The organism is Kitasatospora sp. LaBMicrA B282, from assembly GCF_050325825.1.
Classification (GTDB): Bacteria; Actinomycetota; Actinomycetes; order Streptomycetales; family Streptomycetaceae; genus Kitasatospora.
Window position 1 is genome coordinate 1 of the sequence record NZ_JBNQTI010000055.1, and the last position, 25,172, is coordinate 25,172.

Here is a 25,172-nt window from a genome sequence, read left to right on the forward strand (position 1 = left end):
GTGGCGCCGGCGGGGCTGCGCCGCCCTGCCCCGCGAAGGCCGGCGGGGCCGCCTCCGCATGCAGGTGCGCGCGCCCGTGAGCGCCGGCCGGGGCGCCGGCCGCGGGGGCGAGGAGTAAGGAGGCGGCCAGGGTGAACGGCGTCAGGAGGGCGGTCGGGCGGTTGAGGCCGGGCATGGGGTGCTCTCCTGGGCGGCGGGCGAGATCTCGGCTTCGCGTGATTACTAGTCACATCTGAATCCCAAAGCGGAGGATCGGCCACTCCGGGTGGACCCGGACCACCGTCAAGAGTGATGCTCGGTCAGCCAACCACTCCCAGCGCCCCATCCATGAGCAGCATTCATGGAAACCGGTCTTCCATCACTCCACACCCCTGCATCACCGCAGGTCACCCGGCCTAACGTCAGCTGCGTGACGATCATCCAGACCACGGCCACCTGCCCCGCACCCGCCCGCACCCGCCGCCGCGACGGCCTCGGACGGGACTTCGGGCAGCTGCTCTCGGCGTACGCGATCCAGACCCTCGGCGAGGGCGCGCTGCTCACCGCGCTCCCGCTGCTGGCCGGGCGAATGACCAGCGATCCGCGGCTGATCTCCTGGGTCGGGATGTGCGCCGAGCTGCCCTGGCTGCTGCTCGCCCTGCCGCTCGGCGTCCTGGTCGACCGCTACGACCGGCGCAAGCTGATGATCGGCACCCAGGCGGCGCAGGCGGGGCTGCTGCTGCTCGCCGCGGTGCTGACCAGCCTCGGACTGACCCGGATCTGGGTGCTCTACCTGCTGGCCTTCGGCCTGGGCACCGGTGACATCGTCTTCCTCGGGGCCAGCCGGGCGATCGTCCCGGCCCTGGTGCGGAACGACCAGTTGGAGGCGGCCAACAGCCGGACCACCACGGCCGAGACGCTGGGCCGCAGCTTCCTCGGTCCGCCGCTCGGCTCGGCGCTCTTCGCCTTCCTGCTGCCGCTGCCCTTCTGGCTGGACGCCGCCACCTACCTGGTCTCGCTCGTCCTGCTCACCCGGATCCGCGGCCGGGCCACCTTCACCGCCCGGCGGCCGACACCGACCCCGACCCCGGCCCCGACCACCGCACCGGCGACCACCGCGGCCCCGACGACCACCGCGACCGCCCCGGCCACCGCCGTGCCCGTGGGCACCCCCGGCGCGCCCGTCCGCCGCCGGCTGCTCGCCGAGGCCACCGAGGGCCTGCGCTGGCTGGCCCGGCACCGGGTGCTGCGACTGGTGGTGCTGCTGGCCGCGGTGGGCAACTTCACCGTCTTCATGGCGCAGTCGGTGCTGGTGGTCTTCGCCGACCGGGTGCTGCACGTGGGCGGCCGCGGCTACGGGCTGCTGCTGGCGGCGATGGCGCTGGGCGGAGTGCTCGGCGCACTGGTGAGCAGGCGGGTGGCGGAGCGGGTGGAGCCGCGCACCACGGCGCTGGTGATCCGACTGGCGGGCGGCGCGGCGATGCTCGCGATCGGGCTGATCGGCCGTCAGGTCTGGGTCGTGGTGGCGCTGTTCGGCGCCTGGTCGGCCGGACTGTCGGTGTGGAACGTGACGGCCGCCTCGCTGAGCCAGCGCCTGGTGCCGGACGAGCTGCGCGGGCGGGTGGTCAGCGCCAGCCGGATGGTCTGCTTCGGGGCGCTGCCGCTGGGCGCGCTGACCGGCGGCCTGGTGAGTTCCTGGTTCGGGCCGACGGCGCCGTGGACCGTCGGCGGCGGGATCGGCCTGCTGGTCGGCCTCGCGGTGCTGCCGGAGCTGCGCCGCTGGCCGCCGCGCGCCGAGCTGCTCGGTCCGACTGCGGGGCCGTCCGCCCGGCGCTGAGCGTTCCACTCCCGCCACAGCCCGTCACACCCCCGCCGACCTGGGGTGTGGCGGGCTGTCGGGTTGACGGGCGGCTCCGATTCCCAAGAGTTGACCAAACCTCTCAAAAGATGGCCAAGCCTTTCAACAGCATGTTGACGCTGATGGCGGACGGCTCTACGTTTCTCCCATTCGGAAACTGAATTCCACATCATGGAATCACTGGCGCCTGCCCTCTCGCGGTGGGGCCGCAGTCCCAGGACCGCCCGATACCCGACGGCACCGCCCGACGCCCCTCGCCCCGAACCCTCGGGGCCGCCGAGCCGTGCCCTGCGCCCCCGCAGCCCGGAAGGAGTGCCCCATGAATCTCGCGCCACGGGAGATCGACAAGCTCTACGTGTACGTGGTGGCCGACCTCGCGCGCCGCCGCCGGGACCGCGGGGTCAAGCTGAACTACAGCGAGGCCGTGGCCCTGATCAGCGAGGCGATCCTGGAGTCGGCCCGGGACGGCCGGACGGTGGCCGAGTGCATGGAGATCGGCAAGAAGGTGGTCACCGCCGCCGAGGTGATGCCCGGCGTGCGCGAGATGCTGCCGCTGCTGCAGATCGAGGCGGCCTTCGTGGACGGCACCAAGCTGGTCTCCTGCCACGACCCGGTCGGGGCCTGAGCAATGACGGCCGGAACCCCGGACCCGAGCGCCGGTCGGGCCGCGAGACCCGCCCCCGCCGCCACGCTGATCATGGTCGGCGGGCACGAGAGCGGCGGCGCGAGCCGGCTGCAGCCGCTGCTCGCGGCCGGGCCGTGGGGCCCGGCGGCCCGCGCGGTCGGCGTGGGGCGCGAGCTCGCCGCCGCGGTCACCGAGGCGCTGGCCGCCACCGACCAGCCGGTCTGCGTGGTGCCGATGACGCTCGGCCGCGACCCGCGGCTGATCGCCGACACCGCCCGCACCCTGCGCTGGCTGGCCGGGCCGGACGGACACGGCCGGATCGCGCTGGCCGACCCGTTCGGCGACCCGGCCCACCTGATCGGCTGGCTGCGCGCCGCCGCGGACCGGGCCCTGACCGGCGACCCCGAGGGCACCGCGGTCCTGGTGACCGCCCCCGGCGCGGGACCGTTCGAGGACGCCGAGCTGTTCCGGATCGCCCGGCTGGTCCGCCAGTACCGCACCCACCGCTGGGTGGAGGTGGCCTTCGAGGGCGGCGATCCGACGCCCGCCGAGGGGGTCGAGCGCTGCCGGCTGCTCGGCGCCCGGCGGGTGGTGCTGCTGCCGGCCGCGTTCGGGGCGGCGCCGGCCACGGCGGACGCCGAGGACGGCGGGCCGCTGGTCTCCGCGCAGGCCGTCACCGGCGTGCTGCGGGCCCGGGTGGCGGTCGCCCTGGACCGCCTCGCACACGGCGCGGACGGCATCGCGGCCGGGCTGGACGCCGAGCACGGACACGGCTTCCCGCACTCGCACGGGCCGCAGGAGACCGGGGTCCGGGGGCACCGGCACGGCCACGGCGACGGCCACGGCCATGGCCACGGGCACAGCGCCGGCCAGAGCCACGGCCACGCCCCGCACAGCCACCCCGCGCTGGCCGGGCACCACCACTGAGCCCCGCCCCCACAGCACCGTTCACTCCCCCGGAAAGAGACGACACCATGTCAGGCAGGCCCGAGTACCTGTACGGAGACGATCCGGTCGAGCTCAACGCCGGCCGGGCCAAGGCCAGCGTCGTGGTCAGCAACACCGGCGACCGCGCCGTCCAGGTCGGGTCGCACTACCACTTCTTCGAGGTCAACCGCGCGCTCGAGTTCGACCGCAACCTGGCCTACGGCATGCACCTGGACCTGCCGGCCGGCACCGCCGTGCGGTTCGAGCCGGGCGACACCCGCGAAGTGGCGCTGACCGCGTTCGCGGGCAACCGCCGGCTGGTCGGCTTCAGCGGCCTGGTCGACGGCGGGCTCGGCTCGGCGGACACCCGGGCGGCGGCGCTGCGCCGCGCGGTGGCGGCCGGCTTCCGCGGCGCCCGGCTCGAGGGCCGCGACACCGGTCCGCAGCGGTCGGACCAGCAGCACCAGGAGGGCGAACTCTGATGGCGGTCATCCCCCGCAAGCAGTACACGGACCTGTTTGGTCCCACGGTCGGCGACCGTTTCCACCTCGCCGACACCAACCTGGTGGTCGAGGTCGAGCACGACCACAACCAGGGCCACTACGGCGACGAGGCGGTCTACGGCGGCGGCAAGGGCATCCGGGACGGCATGGCCCAGGACCCGGCGGCCACCAACCTGCAGGGCGCGCTCGACCTGGTGATCACCAACGTGGTGGTGCTGGACCCGGTGCTCGGGGTGGTCAAGGGCGACATCGGGGTCAAGGACGGGTTCATCGCCGCGGTCGGCAAGGCCGGCAACCCGCGGCTGCAGAGCGGGGTGCACCCGAAGCTGGTGATCGGCCCGGGCACCGAGGTGATCTCCGGCGAGCACCTGATCGCCACCGCGGGCGGGATCGACACCCACATCCACTTCATCGCCCCGCAGCAGGTCCAGGAGGGCCTGACCAACGGCATCACCACGCTGATCGGCGGCGGCACCGGCCCCACCGACGGCACCAACGGCACCACCTGCACGCCCGGCCCGTGGAACATCGGCCGGATGTACCAGGCGGTGGAGGACCTGCCGGTCAACACCGGCCTGCTGGGCAAGGGCAACGCCTCACTGCCCGAGGCGCTGCGCGAGCAGGTGGAGGCGGGCGTCTGCGGCCTCAAGGTGCACGAGGACTGGGGCGCCACCCCGGCCACCATCGACGCCTCGCTGCGGGTGGCCGACGAGTACGACGTGCAGGTGGCGATCCACACCGACACCCTCAACGAGTCCGGCTTCTACGAGGACACCCTGTCGGCGATCGACGGCCGCACCATCCACACCTTCCACACCGAGGGCGCCGGTGGCGGCCACGCGCCGGACATCATGCGGATCGCCGGCGAGCCCAACGTGCTGCCCTCGTCGACCAACCCGACGCTGCCCTACACGGTCAACTCGATCGACGAGCTGCTCGACATGGTGATGGTCTGCCACCACCTGAGCCACGAGATCCCCGAGGACGTGTCGTTCGCCGACTCCCGGGTGCGGGCCGAGACGGTGGCGGCCGAGACGGTGCTCCACGACGAAGGCGTGATCAGCATCTTCTCCTCGGACTCGCAGGCGATGGGCCGGATCGGCGAGTCCTTCGCCCGGGCCTTCCAGACCGCGCACCACTGCAAGGAGCAGCGCGGCAAGCTGGCCGGCGACAGCGAGCGCAACGACAACTTCCGGGTGCTGCGCTACCTGGCCAAGCTGACCATCAACCCGGCGATCGCCTCCGGCACCGCCGAGTACGTCGGCTCGCTGGAGCCGGGCAAACTGGCCGACATCGTGCTCTGGCCGATCCACTCCTTCGGTGCCAAGCCCAAGCTGGTGATCAAGGGCGGCATGGTCAACTGGGCGCTGATGGGCGACCCGAACGCCTCGCTGCCGACCACCCAGCCGATCTACTACCGCCCGATGTACGGCGCGTACGGCAAGGCCCGGCAGGCCACCCGGGTCTCGTTCATGTCGCAGGCCGCGGTGGACCGCGGGGTGCCGGCCGAACTCGGACTGGAGAGCCGGGTGCTGCCGGTGCGGCACTGCCGCACGGTGGGCAAGCAGCACATGGTGCGCAACGACGCGCTGCCGCGGATCGAGGTGGACCCGGAGACCTACACGGTCACCCTGGACGGCGTGCCCGCCACCATCGCGCCGGCCGAGTCCCTGCCGCTCAACCACCTCTTCTACATCTGATGGGCACCCCGGTGGGCACCGCGACCCTGGACAGCCTGCTGGTCAGCCTCCAGCTGACCGACTCGGCCTTCCCCAGCGGCCTCTACACCCTCTCGCACGGGCTGGAGGGCTTCCTGCAGGCCAAGGCGGTGGACCGGGACGGCGTGCCGGCCCTGCTCGCCGACCTGCTGCGGCACTCGGTCGGCCCGGCCGATGCCACCGCGCTGGCGCTGGCCCACCGGGCCGCCACGGCCGGTGACTTCGCGGGCGTGGTGGAGGTGGACGAGCGGCTGTTCGCCACCAAGCTCAACCGCGAGCAGCGGCTGGCCGCCACCCGGACCGGGCGGCAGCTGCTGGAGACCGCCCAACTGGCGCTCGGCGGCGAGGCGCTGGACCGGTACGCCGAGCTGGTGCGGGAGAAGCGCACCCCGGGCTGCCAGGCGGTGGCGGCGGGAGTCGCCCACGCCGCCGGGGCGGTGCCGGTGGAACAGGCGGTGGCGAGCGACCTGTTCGCCTTCGCGGTCAGCTTCGTCTCGGCCGCCCTGCGGCTGCGGCTGACCGACCACCGGCAGGCGCAGTGCACGCTGCGCGAGGTGGCGCCGGTGATCAAGGAGGTCACCGCGGCCGCGCTCGACCGGGAGGCCGCCGACCTGGGCGGCTGCGTGCCGGTCGCCGACGCCATGTCGGGCCGGCACGAGCGCGCCGAGGCGCGCATGTTCGTCTCCTGACGCACAGTCAGGACGTTTGTAGGACACGCAAGGAAGAAGGCTGGACATGGCGGACGACGTGCTGCGGGTGGGCATCGCCGGGCCGGTGGGCTCCGGGAAGACGGCGCTGATCGAGGCCCTGGTGCCGGTGCTGATCGCCCGGGGCCGGCGCCCCGCGGTGGTCACCAACGACATCTACACCCAGGAGGACGCCCACCACGTGCGACGCAACCTGGCCGGGGTGCTGGACCCGGAGAAGGTGGTCGGCGTGGAGACCGGCGCCTGCCCGCACACCGCGGTCCGCGACGACCCGACCATGAACCTGGCGGCCGGCGCCGAACTCCTGGAGCGCTTCCCGGAGATCGACACCCTGCTGTACGAGTCGGGCGGCGACAACCTGACCCTGACCTTCAGCCCGGCCCTGGTCGACCTCTTCCTGTTCGTGCTGGACACCGCCGAGGGCGAGAAGATGCCGCGCAAGCGCGGTCCCGGGATCACCGAGTCGGACCTGCTGGTCATCAACAAGGTGGACATCGCCCAGTACGTGCGCTGCGACCTCGACGTGATGACCGCCGACGCCCACCGGGTGCGCGAGGGGCGGCCGGTGCAGCTCACCAACAGCCTGACCGGCGAGGGCATCGAGCAGGTCGCCGACCTGCTGGAGAGCTACCGCAAGGTGGCCGCGTGACGGCGGCGACCCCGTCCGGCCGGCTGGTGCCCGGACACTACGAGCCGGCCCGCGTCCCCGCCCAGGTGCGGCGGTACGCGGGCCGGCCGGACGCGCTGGGCGTCGGGGCGCCGGGCAAGGTCGGCCTGCTCGAGCTCGGCTTCGAGCGGATCGGCGGGCGCACCGAACTGGTCAGCCGCTACCAGAAGTCACCGCTGCAGATCATGCGGCCGCTGTACTACGACCCGGCCCGGCCCGACCTGGCGGTCACCTGCCTGATGTCCACCGGCGGCGGCGTGGTGCAGGCCGACCGGCTACGCCTGGACCTGCACTGCGGCCCGGACACCGCGGTGCACCTGACCACCCAGGCGGCCACCAAGCTGCACCGGATGGACGCCGACTACGCCACCCAGCAGCTCTTCCTGACCGCCGGGCCCGGCGCCTACGTCGAGTACCTGCCGGAGCCGACCATCCCCTACCGGGACTCGCGGTTCTACCAGCGCACCGTGCTCACCGTGGACCCGGGCGCCACCGTGCTGGCCGCCGAGACGGTGCTGGCCGGCCGGCTGGCCCGGGGCGAGCGGAACGCCTACCAGGTGTTCGCCGCCGACCTGGAGTGGCGCCGCCCCGGCGGCCGACTGTTCGCCCTGGACACCGTGCGGCTGGCGCCCGGCAGCTCGCCGGTCGACGGCCCGGCGGTGCTGGGCGGCCACGACCTGGTGGCCGGCTTCTTCGTGGTCAGCCCGCTGGCCCCGGCCGCCGGGATCGCCGACGTGCTGCACGCGGCGCTGGCGGACTCCGGGCTGCTGTACGGGGTGAGCGTGCTGCCCGAGGAGGCCGGTGCCTGGCTGCGGGTGCTGGGCGGCGACTCGCCCGCGGTCGCGGCCGCGCTGCGGCGGGCCTGGGACGCGGTGCGCCGACTGCTGATCGGCGTACCGGCGTTCGACGTGCGCAAGGCCTGACCCCCCATGTTCCTCCCTCCCCCGTTTCCCGTCCCCCCAGAGAGAATCCGGATGCCTACCTCTATCGACACGGGCAATACCGCCTGGCTGATGGCGAGCACCGCGATGGTGCTGCTGATGACGCCCGGCCTGGCCTTCTTCTACGGCGGCATGGTCAAGACCAAGCACGTCCTGGTCATGCTGAAGATGAGCTTCGTCTGCCTGGCCGTGGTCACCCTGCTCTGGCTGGCCATCGGCTACAGCCTCGCGTTCGGCAAGGACGTCGGCGGGCTCGGCCTGATCGGCACGCCGAAGCACTGGATGATGCACGACATCGGGATGACCAGCCTCTGGGGCTCGACCGGCATCCCGACCGTGATCTTCTCCTGCTTCCAGATGGCCTTCGCCATCATCACCGTCGCCCTGGTCAGCGGCTCGATCGCGGGCCGCGCCACGATGCGCGGCTGGGTCTGGTTCGCCATCGCGTGGACCCTGCTGGTCTACGTGCCGCTGGCGCACTGGGTCTTCGCCCCCGACGGCTGGGTGACCGCGCACCTGGGCGCGCTGGACTTCGCCGGTGGTCTGCCGGTGGAGATCAACTCCGGTGCGGCCGGCCTGGCGGTGGCGATCGTGGTCCGCAAGCGCAAGGACTTCGAGCGCGAGACCATCCGCCCGCACAACCTGCCGCTGGTCGTGATCGGCCTCGCGCTGCTCTGGTTCGGCTGGTTCGGCTTCAACGCCGGCTCCGCGCTCGAGACCGGCGGCACCGCGCCGATGGCCTTCCTCAACACCCAGCTCGCCGCCGCCACCGCGATGGTCGGCTGGGCGCTGATCGAGAAGTGGAAGCTCGGCCACGTCGAGATGCTCGGCATGTCGGGCGCGGCGGTCGCCGGCATGGTGGCGATCACCCCGTCCTGCGGTGAGATCTCGCCGATCGGCGCGCTGGCGGTCGGCTTCGCCGCCGGTGTGGTCTGCGCCTTCGCGATCAACTTCAAGTACAAGATGGGCTACGACGACACCCTCGACGTGGTGGGCGTGCACGGCTTCGGCGGCATCGTCGGCACGCTGGCGATCGGCCTGTTCGCCACCGTCCAGATGAGCGGCAAGAAGGGCCTCTTCTACGGCGGCGGCATCGACCAGCTCTGGCGCCAGGCGGTCGCCGTGGTCGCCTGCGCCTCGTTCTCCTTCGCCGCCACCTGGCTGATCGCCAAGGTGGTCGAGAAGACCGTCGGCTTCCGGGCCGACGAGGAGTACGAGCACGTCCCGGGCCAGGAGGAGGAGCAGGCCTACGACGACGAGACCGTCTCCGAGATCCGCGACCGCCTGCTGGCGGCCCGGGTGCCGGTGCCGGCCGGTGCCGCCGGGAGCGAGGCCGACGTGGCCGCCGCGGACCACCAGTTGCTGGCCGAGCTCCGCGCCGTGCTGGTGCGCCGGGATCAGGAGAAGTGATGCTCGACTCGGGCAACTCCGCCTGGCTGATGATGGCCGCGGCCATGGTGCTGCTGATGGCGCCCGGCCTGGCCTTCTTCTACGGCGGCATGGTGAAGACCAGCCAGGTCATCGCCATGCTCAAGATGTGCTTCGTCTGCCTGGTGCTGGTGACCATCATCTGGTTCACCGTCGGCTACTCGCTGGCGTTCGGCAAGGACGCCGGCGGCGTCGGGGTGATCGGCGACCTGGGCCACGCCTTCATGGCCGGCGTCGGGATGGACAGCATCGGGCCGAGCGCCACCGGCAACGTCTCCACGGTGGCCTACTCGGTCTTCCAGATGTCCTTCGCCATCGTCACCGTCGCGCTGATCAGCGGGTCGGTGGCCGGGCGGGCCACCATGCGCGGCTGGATCGCCTTCGTCTGCGCCTGGACCCTGCTGGTCTACGTGCCGATGGCGCACTGGGTCTTCTCGCCGGACGGCTGGGTGGCCAAGCAGGTCGGCGCGGTCGACTTCTCCGGCGGCACGGTGGTCGAGCTCAGCTCGGGCGCGGCCGGCCTGGCGCTGGCCCTGGTGGCCGGCAAGCGGCAGGACTTCGAGCGGACCAAGATCCGCCCGCACAACCTGCCGCTGGTGGTGGTCGGCCTCTCGCTGCTCTGGTTCGGCTGGTTCGGCTTCAACACCGGTTCCTCGCTGGGCACCTCGGGTGCCGCCGCGATGGGCGTGATGAACACCCAGCTGGCGGCCGGCGCGGCGATGGCCGGCTGGGCGCTGACCGTCTGGCTGCGGGCCCGCAAGGTGGGCCTGCTGGACATGTGCATGGGCGCGGTCACCGGCATGGTGGCGCTGACCCCGCTGGCCGGTGGGGTCAGCATGGCCTGGGCCACGGTGATCGGCTTCCTGGCCGGCCTCACCTGCGCCTTCGCGATCAGCTGGAAGTACCGGTTCGGGGTGGACGACACCCTGGACGTGGTCGGCATCCACGGCTGGGGCGGTCTGTTCGGCATGGTGATGGTGGGCCTGGCGGCCACCGGCGTGATGACCGGCAAGAAGGGCGTCTTCTACGGCGGCGGCTGGGACCTGCTGGGCAAGCAGCTGGTCGCGGTGCTGATCCTCGGCCTCTTCTCGTTCGGGATGACCGCGCTGATCGGCAAGATCATCCAGCTCACCATCGGGCTGCGGCAGTCCACCGCCGCCGAGGAGCACGAGCAGGTCTACCAGAACGACTGGGACGCCCAGTTCAAGGAGATCGCGGACGCGCTGCGCGGCAGCGGCACCGGCGAGCAGGTCGGCGCCGGCCCGGATGCCAGCGCGCTGCTGGAGCGGATCCGGCAGGTGCTGACGCCGGACGAGGAGCGGGTGCAGGAGTAGTCCTGCGGGGTTCCGCGCCGAACGCGCGAAGGGCGCCCGGTGGTTCGGCCACCGGGCGCCCTTCGGCGTGCTCGGGGGCCGTCAGGCCCGCTCAGGGGTGCTGGAAGCTCACCTCGGGGTCGGCCGGGTTCGGGCCGGCCAGCAGCGGCTGCGGGCGGCCCTTCAGCTGCTGGTCGAAGTAGGCGGCGAGGTAGTCGCGGGTGAGCTGCATGCCGCGCCGGGCCGGGGTGGTCAGCTGCGGCAGCAGCGGGATGCCGCCCGCGTCGGCCAGGATCGGGACGTCGGTGAAGCTGGCGTGCACGGTGCCGGCCACGGTCAGCCACTCCTTCCAGCCGGTGAGCGCCGCGTAGGTGCTGCCCCAGGTGGGGTCGGAGCCGCCGACGTTGTGGTCCAGCTGGGTGCCGAAGAGCAGGAAGGACCGCCCGGCCAGGCCGTCGGCCGGCACCGGGGTGAAGAAGGTGCCGTCCAGGTCCGCACCGGCCCGCACCCGCGGGTCGGCGGCCATCGTGGTGAGCGCGGCGGCGCCGCCGAGCGAGTGGCCGGCCACGCCGATCTCCTGACGATCGATCAGCTCGGCGTACGGCCACGTGGAGTGATGGTCGGTCAACTGGCTGATGGTGAAGGAGAGGTCCTGGGCCCGACTGTCGGCGATCGCGGTCGGGCCGCCGGGGACCGGCCGGTTGCAGATCACGCAGCCCGGCGTGGTGCCGTCCGGGAAGGTGGTCCCGGGGTTCTCGTAGGTGTGGTCGACCACCGCCACCACGTAGCCGCGGCTGGCCAGGTCCACCGCGAGGCCGGTGAGCATCGCGCGCGGCTGCTCCATCCCCGGCGAGAGCACCACCAGCGGGAAGCGGCCGTGCGCCGGGCGGGCACCGGTGGCGGCGTAGGTCTTCGCGGCGGCCAGTTCGGTGGCGGAGAGCTTGCCGCCCAGGCCGTTGAAGTCGAGGAAGGCCTGTGCGGCGGCGGTGGTCATGTAGGGGGCCGGGCGGCCGGTGTCGTGCAGCGCCGGGTAGTACATCGAGACCATCAGCTGCCGCGGCCCGGCGGACGGCACCCAGGGGTCCTGGCGCTGCCGGTCCACCAGGTGCAGGTCGTCGGTGCCCACCGCGAACGGGCCGGTCGGGCGGGGCAGTCGGATGCTCTGCGCCGGTGCACCGACGGCCGCGGCGGCCGGGGCCGGGGCGGCGACGGCGGTGCCCGCGGCGGCGATCGGCAGCGGCAGGACCAGGGCGAGCAGCGCGGCGGCGAGGGTGGTGCGGCGGGTGGCCTTCAGGCGGCTGGGCTTCGGGCGGCTGGGCTTCATGGGTGAAACCGTAGGCGCGGGCGCCCTGGGCGGGCGTCGGCAGTCGGAGCGATTCCGGGTCGTCACCGCGGAGGAGGGTCGTCCTCGGGGATGATCCCGGGCCGGACGGGCCTCAGTTGACCCAGTGCCAGGGCAGGTCGGCGTGGACGGCGGCCAGGTCGGCGCGGTGGCCGAGCAGTGCGTAGCCCTCGCGCAGCGCGGCCGGCAGCCGGAAGCCCAGCAGGGCCTCGCGGGCGGCCAGCTCGGCCTCGGAGAGGCCGTCCGCGGGCCGCAGCGGGCGGCCGGTCCAGTCGGCGGCGAAGGAGCGCAGGAAGCTCCAGGCCTGCCGGCGGTCGCGCAGGCCGCCGCGCAGGGCGGCGGCCACGTCGAGGGTGTCGGTCACATCGCCGGTGTCGGTCATGGGGTGACCGTAGCCGGGCGGGGTGACGGGCAGGGTCAGCGGTCGGCGAGGTCGGCGGTGACCGCGGCCAGCACGGCCGGGGCCGCGGGGCCGGTGAGGAAGAAGTGGCCGCCGTCGAAGAGTCGGACCGAGGTGTCGGCGGTGGTCACCGCGGACCAGAGGTCCAGGTCGGCGGGGGTGACGTTGTCGTCCCGGCCGCCGAGGACGGAGATCGGGCAGCTCAGTCGGGGAGCCTGCGGGCGCGGCTGGTAGTAGCCCTCGCAGACCTGGTAGTCGGCCCGCAGCGGGGGCAGGATCAGGTCCAGCAGATCGGGCTGGGCCAGTACCTCCTCGGGGGTGCCGCCCATCTTGCGCAGGTCCGCGACCAGTTCCTCGTCGCTCCAGTCGGCCCGCCCGGGCTCGCGCGGTGCCGAGCCGGGGCCGCCGCAGCCGCTGACCAGCAGCCGGACCGGGGCGGGGTCGCCGTGTTCCGCGGCGGCCAGGGCCAGGCCGTAGCCGAGCATCGCGCCCATGCTGTGGCCGAACAGCGCGTAGCGGCCCGTCAGCAGCGGGCGCAGCGCTGCGTGCAGTTCGTCGACCACCTGCCGGTAGTCGGTCAGGCAGGGGTCGAACAGCCGGGTCTCGCGGCCGGGCAGCTGGACCGCCAGCACCTCGACGTCGGCCGGCAGGGCCGCGGGCCAGTCCCGGTAGAGCGAGGCGCCGGCGCCGGCGGGGTGCAGGCAGATCAAGCGGAGCCGGGTCGGCCCGGCCGGGGCGGCCCCGGCGTGGGTGGACCCGGCAACAATGGACGGCGCGGGCCGCGGGGTCAGCCGGCGGATCCACGCCCCGGCGGCGGTGGGGTGCTGCGGTGACATGGCGGCAGCCTCTCACAGGTGCCGGGGGTCGCGGGCAGGGGCCTAGGGCCTGTCTTCGAACCCCCGTCGTCCGCCCGAAGGGCGGGCGCGGCGGCGTTGGGGTGCGTGCATCGGCGGCGCCGAGGAAGGAGTCCATGCGGAGCATCGGCGACTGACGAGAAGCCGTCGAGGTGCGTGCCCCGGCGTCGCCGCGCAGACGGGGGTTGGAAGACAGGCCCTAGGGCCTGGCCCCTGCCCGCTGGACCGGTGTGGCGCGCGCCCGGTTACTCGCCCTCCGCCATCGCGCGGATCAGGCTGGCCGGGCGCATGTCGGTCCAGTTCGACTCGACGTAGTCCAGGCAGGCCTGGCGGTCGGCCGGACCGTGGACGGTGGTCCAGCCGGCCGGGACCTCGGCGAACTCGGGCCAGAGCGAGTGCTGGTTCTCCTCGTTCACCAGCACCAGGAAGGTGCCGTCCGCGTCCTCGAACGGGTTCGCCATGGGTCTCGTGTCCTCTCCGAGCGGTGGTCAGGTGCGGGGTCGAGCAGGGTCAAGCAAGGTCGAGCAGGGTCAAGCGGTGTGCGCACGATACCGGGCCGATCACGACCAGCGTGAAACTTGTCCAGCAGCTCGACGCTCCAAACGACGGCCCGGGGAGCATATTCGGCCAGGCGTGCGGGTAGCTGACGATCCCCCGGAGTGAGCACCGCAGTGAGCAGAGGAGCCCAGCGCCGTGACCGCGAGCACCGCCCGCACCCTTGCCGACACCCTCACCCTGGACGAGGTGGAGGAGCTGGCCCGCACCGTCCTGCCGCCCGACGTCCGGGACTTCGTGGCCGGCGGTGCGGGCGGCGAGCAGTCGCTGCGGGCCAACCGCGCCGCGCTGGCGGAGATCTTCCTGGTGCCCCGGGTGCTGCGGGACGTCTCGGCCCGCGCCACCGCCACCCGCCTGGTGGCCTCCCCGGCCGCGCTGCCGCTCGCCGTGGCGCCGGTCGCCTACCACCGCCTCGCCCACCCGGACGGCGAACTCGCCACCGCCCGGGCCTGCGCCGCGGCCGGGGTGCCGTTCACCGCCGCCACGCTGAGCAGCGACCCGATCGAGCAGATCACGGCCACCGGCGCCGACACCTGGTTCCAGCTGTACTGGCTGCGCGACGCCGGCCGGCGCCGGGAGCTGGTCCGGCGGGCCGAGGCGGCCGGCTGCAGCGCCCTGGTGGTGACCGTGGACGTGCCGTGGATGGGCCGCCGGCTGCGCGACATCCGCAACGCCTTCGCGCTGCCGCCCGAGGTGGTGGCCGCCAACCTCACCGAGGCGACCGGCTCCGCCGCGCACCGGACCGGCAGCGGCGGATCGGCGGTCGCCACCCACACCGCGCTGGCCTTCGCCCCCGACCTCGGCTGGGCGGACCTGGCGGAGCTGCGCACCCTCACCGAGCTGCCGATCGTGCTGAAGGGGATCCTGGCGCCCGAGGACGCGGTGCTGGCCGCCCGGGCGGGCGCCGCCGCCGTGGTGGTCTCCAACCACGGCGGCCGGCAACTGGACGGCGCGGCACCGGCGGTGCAGCTGGTCGGCGAGGTGCGCGAGGCGGTCGGCGACGGCTGCCAGGTGCTGCTGGACGGCGGGATCCGCAGCGGCCTGGACGTGCTGCGGGCGCTGGCCCGGGGCGCCGACGGCGTGTTGGTCGGCCGGCCGCTGGTCTGGGGCCTGGCCGCCGGTGGCGAGGCCGGCGCCCGGCGGGTGCTGGAGTTGCTGGCCGCCGAGTTCGACGACGCCCTCGGCCTGGCCGGCTGCGCCTCCCCCGCCGAAGCCCGTGACCTGCGCACCGTGATCCGGGCCTGCGCGCCCTGACCCGCGTCTGCGCACCGTGATCCGCGCCTGCGAAACCCCGACCCGCCCCACCGCCTGGAGCTGCCGTGACCGATCTGACCACCCTGGCCCTGCTGGAGCTGCACGGCTCACTGGCCGACCCGACCCTGGAGTCGATGAACTTCCTCAACGAGGTCGCCGGCCGCCATCCCGGGGCGCTCTCGCTGGCGGCCGGCCGGCCTTACGAGGAGTTCTTCGAGATCGCCGACCTCCACCGCTACCTGGAGCGCTACCAGCGGTACCTGACGGAGGAACAGGGGCTGACGCCGGAGCAGGCACGCCGCGCCTTCTTCCAGTACGGCCGGACCAAGGGCATCATCCACGAGCTGGTGGCCCGCAACCTCGCGGTGGACGAGCGGATCACCGCCGACCCGGAGTCGATCGTGATCACCGTCGGCTGCCAGGAGGCGATGTTCCTGGTGCTGCGCGCGCTGCGCCGCGACGAGCGGGACGTGGTGCTCGCCGTGGCGCCGACCTACGTGGGGCTGACCGGCGCGGCCAAGCTGGTGGACCTGCCGGTGCGCACGGTCCCCGGCGGTCCGGGCGGGGTGGACCTGGACGAGCTGGCCGCCACGGTGCGCCGGGCCCGCGCCGAGGGCCTGCGGCCGCGCGCCTGCTACCTGCTGGCCGACCACTCCAACCCGTCCGGCCTCAGCCTCGACCTGGCCACCCGGCGGGCGCTGCTGGAGCTGGCCGAGCGCGAGGACCTGCTGCTGCTGGAGGACAACCCCTACGGCGTCTTCGCCACCGACCCCGACAACCGGCCGCCCACCCTCAAGGCGCTGGACACCCGCGGCCGGGTGGTCTACCTGGGCTCCTACGCCAAGACCGGCCTGCCCGGCGCCCGGGTCGGCTTCGTGGTCGCCGACCAGCTGGTGGCCGCGGCGGACGGCTCCCGGTCGCTGCTGGCCGACGAACTCGCCAAGCTGAAGAGCATGCTGACGGTCAACACCGCGCCGATCGCGCAGGCCGTGATCGCCGGCAAGCTGCTGGAGCACGGGGGCAGCCTGGTCAAGGCCAACGAGCGGGAGATCGCGCTCTACCGGGAGAACCTGGCAAGGCTGCTGGCCGGCCTGGCCGCGGCCTTCCCGCCCGGCCGCGGGGTCACGTGGAACACCCCGAGCGGCGGGTTCTTCCTGGTGGTCGACGTGCCGTTCGAGGTGGACGACGCGCTGCTGGAGACCTCGGCCCGGGACTACGGGCTGCTCTGGACGCCGATGCACCACTTCACCGACGCCCCGCAGGCGCGGCGGCAACTGCGCCTGTCGGTCAGCCTGCTGACGCCCGAGCAGGTGACCGAGGGGCTGCGGCGGCTGACCCGGCTGATCGAGGACCGGCTGGGCTAGGGCTCAGCCGGTCCTCGCCGAAGGGCGACCGGGCCGCGATGGTCCCCGCCATCGCGGCCCGGCCCGGTCCGGCCGACTCACCCTTCCCCAACGGGCGGCCGGCCGGGGTCGGTCAGCAGGAGCCCTGGTCCGACCAGACCGACCAGGAGGCCGGCGCCCCGGGGGTGGCGCCGGTGGAGTACCAGGTGGAGAGCCACTTGTGGCCGCCGTAGGAGACCTGGTCGCCCGGCACGTACGAGGTGCTCGCGCCCCACGCCGTCAGCCCCGTGCACCCGGAGCCGCCGCCACCGGTGACGGTCCAGCTGAAGGTGGCGCTGCCGGTGGCGGTGCCCGAACTCGCCGTCACCGTCACCGAGGAGGTGCCCGCCGCCGTCGGAGTGCCGGAGACCAGACCCGAGGAACTGATCGACAGACCCGCCGGCAGACCGGACGCCGTGTAGCTCAACGCCTTGCCCGCCGAGTCGGTGGCCGCGAGCCGGAGCGAGACGGCGGTGCCCACGGTGGCGCTCTGGCCGCCCGGGTCGGTGACCGTGACCGTCTCGGCGGTGGTCCCCGCGGTGAAGCCGGTGGTGCCGTTCGGGGTGCCCCAGCCGGTCGGGCCGTCGTAGCCCGGGCCGGCGGTGCAGAGGTAGGCCGGGGTGCAGCTGCCGTTGCTGCCGCTGGTCACGTCGTTGAAGCTGCCGGTGTGCTGGTACGGGTACTGGTTGGCCCGGTCGCCCGGGCCCGGTGCGCCGGCCAGCGCCCAGACCGAGGCGATGATCGGGGAGGCCGCGCTGGTCCCGCCGTACACCGACCAGCCGTTGCCGCCGTAGGTCTGGTAGACCGCCACTCCGGTGGCCGGGTCCGCGACCGCCGAGACGTCCGCCTCGGCCCGGTTGGCGCAGCCGGTGTCGTGCTGCCAGGACGGCTTGGCGACGTACGCCGAACAGCCGGAGCCGGTGCCCTCGGTGGCGCTGGTGTTCCACACGCTCTCGGTCCAACCGCGGGTGGTGGAGGCCCGGTTGAGCGTGGTGCCGCCGACCGCGGTGACGTACTGCGAGGTGGCCGGGTACTCGGCGCCGTAGCCGGAGTCGCCGGTGCTGGCCGTGATCGCCACCCCGGGGTGGTCGAAGTAGGCCTGGTCGGAGGAGGTGTCGGTGGCGTCCTCGGCGCCGCCGTAGCTGTTGGAGACGAACTTCGCGCCCTGCGCCACCGCCTGGTTGACCGCGGTGCCCAGGTCGCTCATGTTCGCCGAGGCGGCCTCCACCAGCAGGATGTGGCAGTTCGGGCAGACCGCGCTGACCATGTCGACGTCGAGCGAGATCTCGCCCGCCCACCCGGTGTCGGCGGTCGGGTAGCTGCTGCCGCCGTTCTCGTCGATCTTGCGGAAGCAGCCGTTCGCGGTGGTGCAGGCCGGCAGGCCGTACTGGGAACGGTAGGCGGCCAGGTCCGACTCGGCGTTCGGGTCGTCCTGCGCGTCCACGATCGCCACGGTCTGGCCGGTGCCACCGCCGCTGGGCAGGTCGTAGGCACTGGCCAGGTCGCCCGGGCCGTAACCGGACGGGGTGGCCTGGGCGTTGTGCGCGTGCGCGGTCCGGTGCAGGTCGGTGCGCTTCAGGGCCAGGCAGGCCAGCTCGCCGGGGTGGGTGGGCGCGGCGCAGGAGCGGGCGACGGTGATCCCGCCGCCGGCGCTCGCGGGCGTGCCGGCCGAGGCGGTGCCGGTCAGGCCGGCGAAGGAAGCGGCCAGCAGGCCGAGGACGGAGAGCGGCGCGAGCAGCGCGGAGCGTGGCCGGCGGGGGCGCGCCGGTCGGCGCTCCGTTCGGCGCTCCGGTGCGTGGTTCTCCATGCGGACTCCTTGACGGAATTCGCCCATGAGGTGGGGGCGGACGAGGCCCGTGGACGGGGCCGCCCACGAGCACGTGGGGGTGGGGGTGTGCGTCCCGCGTTGACCGGAGAACGTAGTCGGGGCGGCAGGTCGGGTCAATGAATCGAAGTCAAAGTGCCACCCTTGCCCTGGAGTTGCTCGGTTCTAGGGTGACCCTTGCCCACTGGCCCGCCGCTCGGCCGGCGGCTCGGCCCGCCGCTCAGCCCGCCGCCGGGCTGGCCAGCAGGCCGGCGCGGTCGCGGACGCCCAGGCGGCGGTAGAGGCGGGTCAGGGCGGCCTCGACCGACTTGACGGAGACGTGCAGGGCGGCCGCGACCTGGCGGTTGCTGGCGCCCCCGCGGACCAGGGTGACGATCCGGCGTTCCAGGTCGGTGAGGGCCGGGGCCGCGGTGCCGGTGGCGGTGCGGCCGTCGAGCTGGGCCAGCCGGTCGTCCGTGTGGGCCAGCCAGGGCAGGCAGTGCGCGGCGGCGAAGACCTCGCGGGCCGCGTGCAGGGCGGTGCGGGCGGCGGCCCGGCGGCGGGCGCGGCGTTCCAGGTCGGCGAGGGCGAGCAGGGCCCGGGCCCGCTCCAGCGGGTAGGGGTGGGTGGGCGGCAGCTGGGCGCGCAGCTCGTCGGCGGCGCCGCGCGGGTCGCCCTCCGCTCCGGCCAGGACCGCTGCCGCCCGGGTCAGGCCGAGCCGGAGCACGCTGCGGTCCAGCCGCTCGGTCTCCGCCGCCGCCTCCGCGAGGATCCCGCGGGCCGCGGGGCCCGCGCCCGAGCGGGCCAGGGCCTCGGCCAGGTCGGCGTCCACCAGGAAGAGCGCGGGGTCCCGGAACCCGAGGCCGCGCAGCAGGGTGCGGCAGCGGTCCAACTCCTCGGCCGCCTGCGGGAACCGGTTCGCCACCAGTTCGGCGCGCCCGAGCAGGCCCGCGGCGTAGGCGGTCCACTCGGTGTCGCCGGCCGCCTCGGCCGCCCGCAGCGCGGCCCGGCCAGCTCGGCGGCCCGGGCCGCGGTGCCGCCGTTGAGTTCGGCGGCTGCACTCAGCACCAGGCCCGGGGCAGGCGTGGGCCCCAGTTCGCGGCGCAACCGCCCGCCGCGCCGGGCGGCCCGGAAGGCCGTGCCGCAGCGGCCGGCCCGTTCGTGCACCGAGGCGACCAGGTGCAGCACGTCGGCCAGGTCCCGGACCCGTCCGGCGCTCTCCACGTCCGCCCGCAGCCGGTCGACCTCCTCGATCGCCTCGGTCACCGACCCGGTGCGCAGCAGCCCGACCACCAGGCAGCAGCGCAGTTGCACCGCGGCGGCCGTGGGGGCGGCGGTGCAGCGGCCGGCGGCCAGGGCGGTGGCCGCGCGCAGCGCGGGCGGCACCCCGCCGGGACGCTGCTGCAGCTCGGTCGGCGCCCGCAGCGCGATCACCTCCAACTGCCGGTCCAGGTCGCCGCTGCGCTCGGCGTCGCGGGCCGCCTCGGCCAGCTCGGCCAGGCCGTGGTCCCGCCGGCCGGTGCTCAGCGCGTGCTCCGCGCGGTGCAGTTGGACCGCGGTGCGCAGCCGGGGCGTGTCGCCCGCCTCGACCTGGGCGGCGGCGAGCAGCGCGGGGACCGCGGCCCGGTCGCCGCCCGCCAGCTCGACCAGCAGCAGCCGGGCGCCGACCCGGGCGGCCCGGTTGGCGCCGTGCAGCACCGCCGCACAGGCCTGGCGGGCCTGGGCCGGCCGGCCCGCGTCCAGCGCGTGCCGGGCCGCGAGCAGCAGCCGATCGGCGGCCAACTCGGGGTCGTGGGCGGAGCGTTCGGCAGCCAGCTGAGCCAGTTCGGCGGCGAGTGCGGGCGCGCCGCGGTCGACGGCGAGTTCCGCGGCGGCGGCGAGGTCGGCGGCGACCTCGGCGACCTCGGCGGCCGCGGCGGGGTCGGCCGTGGGATCGGCGGCGGGGTGCGCGAGGGCCCGGTGGCGGGCCCGCTCCAGCGGGTCGGCCACCTGCTCGGCGAGCAGCGCGTGGCTGCGGCGGCGCTGCTCGGGGCTCGCCCCCGCGTAGAGCAGCTCGGGCAGCAGCGGGTGGGTGAAGCACGGCCGCCCGCCGGGCGACGGGCTCGCGCCGAGCACCCCGGCGGCCTGCCCGGCGGCGAGCGTGCCGGCGGACAGCGGGACCTGGGGTCCCGCACCGGGCAGCAGCGCTGCGGCCGCCGACGGCAGCAGCGCCTCCGCCGACTCCGCGGAGAGCCGGGCCAGCAGCGGCGCGAACTGCTCCCGCAGCGTCCGCGGCACCGGGAGCGGGTCGCCCGCCCGGATCGGGGTCCGCCACCGCTGCGCCGCCCGGGCCAGCTCCAGCGCGCACCCGGGGTTGCCCCCGCCGGCGGCGGCGATCCGCTCGGCCACCGGGTCACCCGCCGCGAGGCCGCCGCGGGCCCGGAGCAGCGCGCGCAGGTCCGCATCCGGCAGCGGCGCCAGGGCCAGTTCGGACGCCCCGTCGGGCAGCAGCCCCAGCGAGCCCGGTTCACCGGCGCCGCCCACCCGCTCCGCGGCCACCCAGCGCACCCGCGCCGCCCCGAGCCGCCGCGCGGCGAACGCGAGCACCCGGGCACTGGCGGGGTCGAGGAAGGGCGCGTCGTCGAGCAGCAGCAGCACCGGCTGCGCGGCCGCGAGCAGCCGCAGCAGCTCCAGCACCGCGACGCTCAACGCCAGCCGGTCGACGGCCCGTTCCGCCTCCGCCGCCGGAGCCCGCAGCAGCGCCACGTCCAACGACTCGCGCAGCGCGGGCGCCAACGGCAGCGGCTGCGGCGCCCGTCCGGGGTCGGCGAGCACCCCGGCGAACAGGTCGTAGAGTGCCAGGTGCGGCAACTCGGCCTCGCCGGCCACCGGGTTGCTGCGCAGCACCAACTGCCCCGCCCGGACCGCCGCCGTCTGCAGGGCGTCGAGCACCGCCGACTTCCCGATGCCGGCCGCCCCGGTGAGCAGCACCCCCGCGGCCCCGCCGGCGTCCAGCACGGCCCGGCAGCGGCGCAGCTCGTCCTGACGGCCCAACAGCATCGGCGGTGGCGGGGTGGTGTCGCTCATGGGACGAGTCTCCCCCGACACCGCGACAGTGGTCCAGACCTTTCGCGGGCACCCGCGCGGTGCCGGGCCGAGCTGCGGTGATACCAGGACGGACCGGGCGATGCCGAGATGGTCTTGGCCGGCGGGGCGGCGGCCGTGATGGGCTGACGGCATGAACGAGAACGAGACTGCAACGCCGACCGCCGCGGTGGCACTGGTGACCGGGGCGAACAAGGGCATCGGCTTCGAGGTCGCCCGCCAACTGGCCGAGCGCGGCCTGACCGTGGTGCTGGGCGCCCGCGACGCCGAGCGCGGGCGGGCCGCCGCCGAGCTGTTGGTGGCCGCCGGGGCCACCGCCTACCCGGTGCACCTGGACGTCACCGAGCCGGCGACCGTGACGCGGGCGGCCCGGTGGCTGGAGGAGCGGTTCGGGCGGCTGGACGTGCTGGTCAACAACGCCGGTGCGGCCGAGGACCCGCGCCACCGCCCGAGCACCGCCGACCTCGACCTGGTCCGCGAGGTCTTCGAGACCAACGTCTTCGGCGTGCTCACCGTCACCAACGCGGTGTTGCCGCTGCTGCACCGGTCGGCCGCGCCGCGCATCGTCAACGTGTCCAGCGGCATGGGCTCGGTGACCGCCCAGAGCGACCCGCACGGATACCTGAGCAAGGTGCCCGCCGTCGCCGCCTACCCGACCTCCAAGTCCGCGCTCAACGCGTTGACCGTCCAGTACGCCAAGGAGCTGCGCCAGGACGGCTTCCTGGTCAACGCCGCCTCGCCCGGCCCGTGCGACACCGACCTGACCAAGGAGTTGCAGCGCGCCGGCTTCCCGATGAGCCGGACGGCGGCCGACGGCGCGGCCGTGGTGGTCAAGCTGGCCACCCTGGACGCCGACGGTCCGACCGGCGGGTTCTTCGACGAGGAGGGGCCGGTCGCCTGGTGACGGTCGCCTGGTGACGACTGCCTGGTGACGACTGCCGCACCGTCGGGGCCGTGACGGACCGTCGGTGCGGCAGGCTAGTGTGCCCGGCATGGATCTGCGCCGCCTGCGGTACTTCGTGGCCGTGGCCGAGGAACTGCACTTCGGCCGCGCGGCGGCCCGGCTGCACATGTCGCAGCCGCCGCTGAGCCGACGGATCCGCGAGCTGGAGGACTCGCTGGGCACCCGGCTGTTCGACCGCTCGGCCCAGGGGGTGCGGCTGACCGCGGCCGGGACGGTGCTGCTGGGCGAGGCCCGGGAGCTGCTGGCGGCGGCGGAGCGGGCGAGCGAGCGGGTCCGGCAGACCGCCGAGCGGCGCACCATCGTGGTGGGCACGGTGGCCGGGGCCGGGCGCGGCCTCGGCCCGCGCGCCGCCGAGGCCTTCCGCCGCCGGCACCCGGAGGCGCTGGTGCGGCTGCGGGAGGCCGGGATCAGCGATCCCACCGCGGGGTTGCGGGCCGGCCAGGTGGACGTGGCGCTCACCCGGCTGCCGTTCGACACCGAGGGGCTGTCCGTCCGGGTGCTGGCGAGCGAGCCGGTGGTCGCGGTGCTGCCGGCCGCCGACCGGCTGGCCCGGCGGGAGAGCGTGACGGTGGCCGAGCTCGCCGACCGGCCGTGGCTGCGGCTGCCGCCGGAGGCGGACCCGGCCTGGCGGCGCTACTGGCAGGGCCAGGCACAGCCCGCGGCGGGGGCGGCGGACGAAGCACCGCAGGTGGGGAACGGCGGGGGGCCGGTGGTCCGGGCGGTGGCCGAGTGCCTGCACGCCGTGGTCTGGCAGGGTGCGGTCGGCATCCTGCCGATCGGTGCCACCCATCACCACCGGACCGAAGGCGTGGCCTTCCTCCCACTGACCGACTACCCGCCCAGCCGGGTGGTGCTCGCCTGGCCCGCGGAGCACCCCGACCCGATCGTGGCCGCCTTCGTGGCGGCAGCGGCCGCCTCGGTCTGACCCGGCGACCGCCCACCAGGGGACGCACACCCCTCCGGTGCGCCCTCGGGTCGGTGGTCGCCGCGCGGCCGGGGGTTCCCCGGGCGTACTCCCGGCCACGCGGCGACAGCGGGCCCGCGGAGCGGGGTCGACGCCACGCGAGCTGCCCGGGCATCCTCGCAGTTCCGCCCTGACCGGCGACATCCGTCGACCGGCGGGAGTGCGCACCGCCGCTCGGGGGTTGACAGAGTCGGGGCGAACATGTCTATACAGCCTTTATGGTCACCATCGGGTTCCTGCACACCTCGGACGTCCACCCCGCCGACTTCCGCGCCCGGCTCGCCCGGCTCGCCCCCGCGCTGACGGACCACCACCTGGTGGACGCGTCCCTGCTGGCCGCGGCCCGGGCCGGCCTGCCGTACCGGGACCGGCTGCGCGCGCGGCTCGACGAACTGGCCGCCGCCGGCGCCGAGGTGATCGTCTGCACCTGCTCGACCATCGGCGGCGCCGCGGAGCAGCTGGCCCCGCCCGGCACCCGGGTGCTGCGGGTGGACCGCCCGATGGCCGAGGAGGCCGCGCGGTACCGCCGGATCGGGCTGCTCCACGCCGTCGAGTCCACCCTGGCGCCGACCCGGGAGCTGCTGGCCGAGGTCGGGGTCGCGGCGGACCGCGTGCTGGAGCTCGCCTGCCCGGGCGCCTGGGAGCTCTTCGAGGCGGGCGAGACGGCCGCCTACCACGCCGCGATCGCCGACCGGGTCCGGGCGACGGGCGGCGCGGTGGACGTGATCGTGCTGGCACAGGCCTCGATGGCGCCGGCCGTGGCGTTGCTCGGCGCCGCGGCCGTGCCGGTGCTCGCCAGTCCGGAACCCGCGGTCCGGCGGGCGGTGGCGCTGGCTGTCGGTCCCCGTTGAGGTGGGCGAGCACGGCGCGGACGCGGCGGGTGCCCTGATGACGCCCGGGCCGGGAGCGGGGCGTCGGCTCCGGGTCAGGCGCGGGGCATCACGTTGGCCAGCGGCTCGCCCTTGACGAAGCGGGTCAGCTGGGCGCCGATCAGGCGGCGGGCCCGGGGCAGGAAGGCCGAGGAACTGCCGCCCACGTGCGGGCTGATCAGCACGCCCGGCGCGTGCCAGAGCGGGTGCCCGGCCGGCAGCGGCTCGGGGTCGGTGACGTCGAGCGCGGCCCGCAGCCGACCCGCCGTCAGCTCGGCCAGCAGCGCGTCGGTCACCACCACCGGGCCGCGCGCCACGTTCACCAGCAGCGCTCCGTCGCGCAGCCGGGCCAGGAAGGCGGCGTCCACCAGCCCGCGGGTCTGCGCGGAGAGCGGCACGGCCAGGATCACCACGTCCGCCCGCGGCAGCAGCTCGGGCAGTGCGGTGAGCGGCGCCACCGGCCCGGCGGGCGCGGTCCGGGCGGTGCGGGCCACCCGCAGCACCTCGCACTCGAAGGGCCGCAACCGGTCCTCGACGGCCGCACCGACCGAGCCGTACCCCACGATCAGCACCGTCCTGTCCGCGAGCGCCGGGTAGAACCCGGCCCGCCACTCCTCGGCGTCCTGCCCCCGCACGAACCCCGGGATGTCGCGCAGCGCGGCCAGGGTGAGGGTGAGCGCCAGCTCCGCGGTGCTGGCGTCGTGCACCCCGCGCGCATTGCAGAGCGTCACCGCGGCCGGCACGTGCGGCAGGATGTCGTCCACCCCCGCGGTCTGCGTCTGCACCACCTTGAGCGCAGTCATCCGCGGCAGCAGCGGGAGCACGGTGCCGGTTCGCATGTACGGCGTCACCAACAGCTCGACCCGGGCCAGCAGCTCGTCCGAGGGCAGGCCCGCGCGGCCGTCGCAGGCGACCCCGTCGAAGGTGTGCACCGCCAGCCCGCCCGGCAGCCCCGGGATCTCCTCGGGCGGGTAGGGCAGCAGCACCACGGGGTCGGACGGCGGGGTGGCGGGTCGCGTGGTCATGCCGCTGAA

Annotated in this window: 23 protein-coding genes; 15 read left to right on the top strand and 8 right to left on the bottom strand. The window is 74.8% G+C overall.

From position 1 onward, the window contains the following. The first annotated feature begins 409 nt into the window (after window positions 1–409). The 10 genes from ACQRUO_RS17475 to ACQRUO_RS17520 all read left to right on the top strand — a co-directional run bounded on the left by ACQRUO_RS17475 (window position 410) and on the right by ACQRUO_RS17520 (window position 10,687). Entirely contained in the window at window positions 410–1,816 is a 1,407-nt protein-coding gene (locus tag ACQRUO_RS17475; protein WP_428316858.1) for an MFS transporter, read from the top strand. A gap of 340 nt (window positions 1,817–2,156) precedes the next feature. Continuing rightward, the gene (locus tag ACQRUO_RS17480; protein ID WP_428316859.1) at window positions 2,157–2,462 is read left to right on the top strand and encodes an urease subunit gamma; all 306 of its coding nucleotides are present in this window, start codon (window positions 2,157–2,159) and stop codon (window positions 2,460–2,462) included. A gap of 3 nt (window positions 2,463–2,465) precedes the next feature. After that, a complete protein-coding gene (locus ACQRUO_RS17485; protein ID WP_428316860.1) occupies window positions 2,466–3,389 on the top strand; it encodes a sirohydrochlorin chelatase in 924 nt (307 codons plus the stop codon). A gap of 47 nt (window positions 3,390–3,436) precedes the next feature. After that, entirely contained in the window at window positions 3,437–3,871 is a 435-nt protein-coding gene (locus ACQRUO_RS17490; RefSeq protein ID WP_428316861.1) for an urease subunit beta, read from the top strand. Then, complete coding sequence (gene ureC, locus ACQRUO_RS17495) at window positions 3,871–5,592, top strand: urease subunit alpha (protein ID WP_428316862.1); 1,722 nt, start codon at window positions 3,871–3,873, stop codon at window positions 5,590–5,592. Before ACQRUO_RS17490 ends, ureC begins: the two co-directional genes overlap by 1 nt. Beyond that, window positions 5,592–6,299 (top strand): urease accessory protein UreF, encoded by a 708-nt coding sequence (locus ACQRUO_RS17500; protein ID WP_428316863.1) that lies wholly within the window; start codon window positions 5,592–5,594, stop codon window positions 6,297–6,299. Before ureC ends, ACQRUO_RS17500 begins: the two co-directional genes overlap by 1 nt. A 46-nt stretch (window positions 6,300–6,345) precedes the next feature. Then, on the top strand, window positions 6,346–6,966 hold the full coding sequence (gene ureG, locus ACQRUO_RS17505; RefSeq protein ID WP_428316864.1) for an urease accessory protein UreG: 621 nt from the start codon (window positions 6,346–6,348) through the stop codon (window positions 6,964–6,966). Beyond that, window positions 6,963–7,907 carry an urease accessory protein UreD gene (locus ACQRUO_RS17510; protein WP_428316865.1) on the top strand — a complete coding sequence of 315 codons (945 nt, stop codon included), beginning with the start codon at window positions 6,963–6,965 and terminating at the stop codon, window positions 7,905–7,907. The genes ureG and ACQRUO_RS17510 overlap by 4 nt, the downstream gene beginning before the upstream one ends. Before the next feature lie 51 nt (window positions 7,908–7,958). After that, window positions 7,959–9,335 carry an ammonium transporter gene (locus ACQRUO_RS17515; RefSeq protein WP_428316866.1) on the top strand — a complete coding sequence of 459 codons (1,377 nt, stop codon included), beginning with the start codon at window positions 7,959–7,961 and terminating at the stop codon, window positions 9,333–9,335. After that, complete coding sequence (locus ACQRUO_RS17520; RefSeq protein WP_428316867.1) at window positions 9,335–10,687, top strand: ammonium transporter; 1,353 nt, start codon at window positions 9,335–9,337, stop codon at window positions 10,685–10,687. Before ACQRUO_RS17515 ends, ACQRUO_RS17520 begins: the two co-directional genes overlap by 1 nt. A 91-nt stretch (window positions 10,688–10,778) precedes the next feature. On the opposite strand, the gene ACQRUO_RS17525 is transcribed toward ACQRUO_RS17520, so the two are convergent. From ACQRUO_RS17525 to ACQRUO_RS17540, 4 genes are all read right to left on the bottom strand, one after another. Further along, complete coding sequence (locus ACQRUO_RS17525; protein ID WP_428316868.1) at window positions 10,779–11,990, bottom strand: alpha/beta hydrolase family protein; 1,212 nt, start codon at window positions 11,988–11,990, stop codon at window positions 10,779–10,781. Between the two features lie 112 nt (window positions 11,991–12,102). Next, window positions 12,103–12,390 (bottom strand): hypothetical protein, encoded by a 288-nt coding sequence (locus tag ACQRUO_RS17530; protein ID WP_428316869.1) that lies wholly within the window; start codon window positions 12,388–12,390, stop codon window positions 12,103–12,105. 35 nt (window positions 12,391–12,425) lie between these two features. Continuing rightward, window positions 12,426–13,244 (bottom strand): thioesterase II family protein, encoded by an 819-nt coding sequence (locus ACQRUO_RS17535; protein WP_428316870.1) that lies wholly within the window; start codon window positions 13,242–13,244, stop codon window positions 12,426–12,428. A 263-nt stretch (window positions 13,245–13,507) separates the two neighbouring features. Beyond that, window positions 13,508–13,723 carry an MbtH family protein gene (locus ACQRUO_RS17540; protein WP_428316871.1) on the bottom strand — a complete coding sequence of 72 codons (216 nt, stop codon included), beginning with the start codon at window positions 13,721–13,723 and terminating at the stop codon, window positions 13,508–13,510. A gap of 232 nt (window positions 13,724–13,955) precedes the next feature. Here ACQRUO_RS17540 and ACQRUO_RS17545 point away from each other — a divergent pair, with 232 nt between their 5' ends. Together ACQRUO_RS17545 and ACQRUO_RS17550 are read left to right on the top strand one after the other, a co-directional pair. Then, complete coding sequence (locus ACQRUO_RS17545; RefSeq protein WP_428316872.1) at window positions 13,956–15,071, top strand: alpha-hydroxy acid oxidase; 1,116 nt, start codon at window positions 13,956–13,958, stop codon at window positions 15,069–15,071. A 65-nt stretch (window positions 15,072–15,136) separates the two neighbouring features. Further along, window positions 15,137–16,435: a PLP-dependent aminotransferase family protein gene (locus ACQRUO_RS17550; RefSeq protein WP_428316873.1), complete on the top strand. Its 1,299-nt coding sequence runs from the start codon at window positions 15,137–15,139 to the stop codon at window positions 16,433–16,435. Window positions 16,436–16,547: 112 nt separating this feature from the next. Here the strand turns inward: ACQRUO_RS17550 and ACQRUO_RS17555 are convergent, their stop codons facing one another. The 3 genes from ACQRUO_RS17555 to ACQRUO_RS17565 all read right to left on the bottom strand — a co-directional run bounded on the left by ACQRUO_RS17555 (window position 16,548) and on the right by ACQRUO_RS17565 (window position 21,323). Then, window positions 16,548–18,260 (bottom strand): hypothetical protein, encoded by a 1,713-nt coding sequence (locus ACQRUO_RS17555; protein ID WP_428316874.1) that lies wholly within the window; start codon window positions 18,258–18,260, stop codon window positions 16,548–16,550. Between the two features lie 238 nt (window positions 18,261–18,498). After that, on the bottom strand, window positions 18,499–18,984 hold the full coding sequence (locus ACQRUO_RS17560; RefSeq protein WP_428316895.1) for a response regulator transcription factor: 486 nt from the start codon (window positions 18,982–18,984) through the stop codon (window positions 18,499–18,501). Further along, window positions 18,966–21,323, bottom strand: a complete 2,358-nt coding sequence (locus ACQRUO_RS17565; protein WP_428316875.1) for an AAA family ATPase — start codon at window positions 21,321–21,323, stop codon at window positions 18,966–18,968. The genes ACQRUO_RS17560 and ACQRUO_RS17565 overlap by 19 nt, the downstream gene beginning before the upstream one ends. Before the next feature lie 151 nt (window positions 21,324–21,474). Between ACQRUO_RS17565 and ACQRUO_RS17570 the strand changes: the two genes are divergently transcribed. The 3 genes from ACQRUO_RS17570 to ACQRUO_RS17580 all read left to right on the top strand — a co-directional run bounded on the left by ACQRUO_RS17570 (window position 21,475) and on the right by ACQRUO_RS17580 (window position 24,120). Next, entirely contained in the window at window positions 21,475–22,245 is a 771-nt protein-coding gene (locus ACQRUO_RS17570; RefSeq protein ID WP_428316876.1) for an SDR family oxidoreductase, read from the top strand. A gap of 88 nt (window positions 22,246–22,333) precedes the next feature. Beyond that, window positions 22,334–23,230 carry a LysR substrate-binding domain-containing protein gene (locus tag ACQRUO_RS17575; RefSeq protein ID WP_428316877.1) on the top strand — a complete coding sequence of 299 codons (897 nt, stop codon included), beginning with the start codon at window positions 22,334–22,336 and terminating at the stop codon, window positions 23,228–23,230. A 257-nt stretch (window positions 23,231–23,487) separates the two neighbouring features. After that, on the top strand, window positions 23,488–24,120 hold the full coding sequence (locus ACQRUO_RS17580; RefSeq protein WP_428316878.1) for an arylsulfatase: 633 nt from the start codon (window positions 23,488–23,490) through the stop codon (window positions 24,118–24,120). A 74-nt stretch (window positions 24,121–24,194) separates the two neighbouring features. Here ACQRUO_RS17580 and ACQRUO_RS17585 read toward each other — a convergent pair whose 3' ends face one another. Next, window positions 24,195–25,163, bottom strand: coding sequence for a 2-hydroxyacid dehydrogenase (locus ACQRUO_RS17585; protein ID WP_428316879.1), 969 nt, complete (start codon window positions 25,161–25,163; stop codon window positions 24,195–24,197). Window positions 25,164–25,172: the final 9 nt, after the last annotated feature.

Bases quoted from the DNA above. Each gene is read 5' to 3' on its own strand.
- ACQRUO_RS17480 (WP_428316859.1), top strand. From the start codon at position 2,157: ATGAATCTCGCGCCACGGGAGATCGACAAGCTCTACGTGTACGTGGTG.
- ACQRUO_RS17485 (WP_428316860.1), top strand. From the start codon at position 2,466: ATGACGGCCGGAACCCCGGACCCGAGCGCCGGTCGGGCCGCGAGACCC.
- ACQRUO_RS17490 (WP_428316861.1), top strand. From the start codon at position 3,437: ATGTCAGGCAGGCCCGAGTACCTGTACGGAGACGATCCGGTCGAGCTC.
- ureC (WP_428316862.1), top strand. From the start codon at position 3,871: ATGGCGGTCATCCCCCGCAAGCAGTACACGGACCTGTTTGGTCCCACG.
- ACQRUO_RS17500 (WP_428316863.1), top strand. From the start codon at position 5,592: ATGGGCACCCCGGTGGGCACCGCGACCCTGGACAGCCTGCTGGTCAGC.
- ureG (WP_428316864.1), top strand. From the start codon at position 6,346: ATGGCGGACGACGTGCTGCGGGTGGGCATCGCCGGGCCGGTGGGCTCC.
- ACQRUO_RS17515 (WP_428316866.1), top strand. From the start codon at position 7,959: ATGCCTACCTCTATCGACACGGGCAATACCGCCTGGCTGATGGCGAGC.
- ACQRUO_RS17520 (WP_428316867.1), top strand. From the start codon at position 9,335: ATGCTCGACTCGGGCAACTCCGCCTGGCTGATGATGGCCGCGGCCATG.
- ACQRUO_RS17525 (WP_428316868.1), bottom strand. From the start codon at position 11,990: ATGAAGCCCAGCCGCCCGAAGCCCAGCCGCCTGAAGGCCACCCGCCGC.
- ACQRUO_RS17530 (WP_428316869.1), bottom strand. From the start codon at position 12,390: ATGACCGACACCGGCGATGTGACCGACACCCTCGACGTGGCCGCCGCC.
- ACQRUO_RS17535 (WP_428316870.1), bottom strand. From the start codon at position 13,244: ATGTCACCGCAGCACCCCACCGCCGCCGGGGCGTGGATCCGCCGGCTG.
- ACQRUO_RS17540 (WP_428316871.1), bottom strand. From the start codon at position 13,723: ATGGCGAACCCGTTCGAGGACGCGGACGGCACCTTCCTGGTGCTGGTG.
- ACQRUO_RS17555 (WP_428316874.1), bottom strand. From the start codon at position 18,260: ATGGAGAACCACGCACCGGAGCGCCGAACGGAGCGCCGACCGGCGCGC.
- ACQRUO_RS17565 (WP_428316875.1), bottom strand. From the start codon at position 21,323: ATGAGCGACACCACCCCGCCACCGCCGATGCTGTTGGGCCGTCAGGAC.
- ACQRUO_RS17570 (WP_428316876.1), top strand. From the start codon at position 21,475: ATGAACGAGAACGAGACTGCAACGCCGACCGCCGCGGTGGCACTGGTG.
- ACQRUO_RS17575 (WP_428316877.1), top strand. From the start codon at position 22,334: ATGGATCTGCGCCGCCTGCGGTACTTCGTGGCCGTGGCCGAGGAACTG.
- ACQRUO_RS17580 (WP_428316878.1), top strand. From the start codon at position 23,488: ATGGTCACCATCGGGTTCCTGCACACCTCGGACGTCCACCCCGCCGAC.
- ACQRUO_RS17585 (WP_428316879.1), bottom strand. From the start codon at position 25,163: ATGACCACGCGACCCGCCACCCCGCCGTCCGACCCCGTGGTGCTGCTG.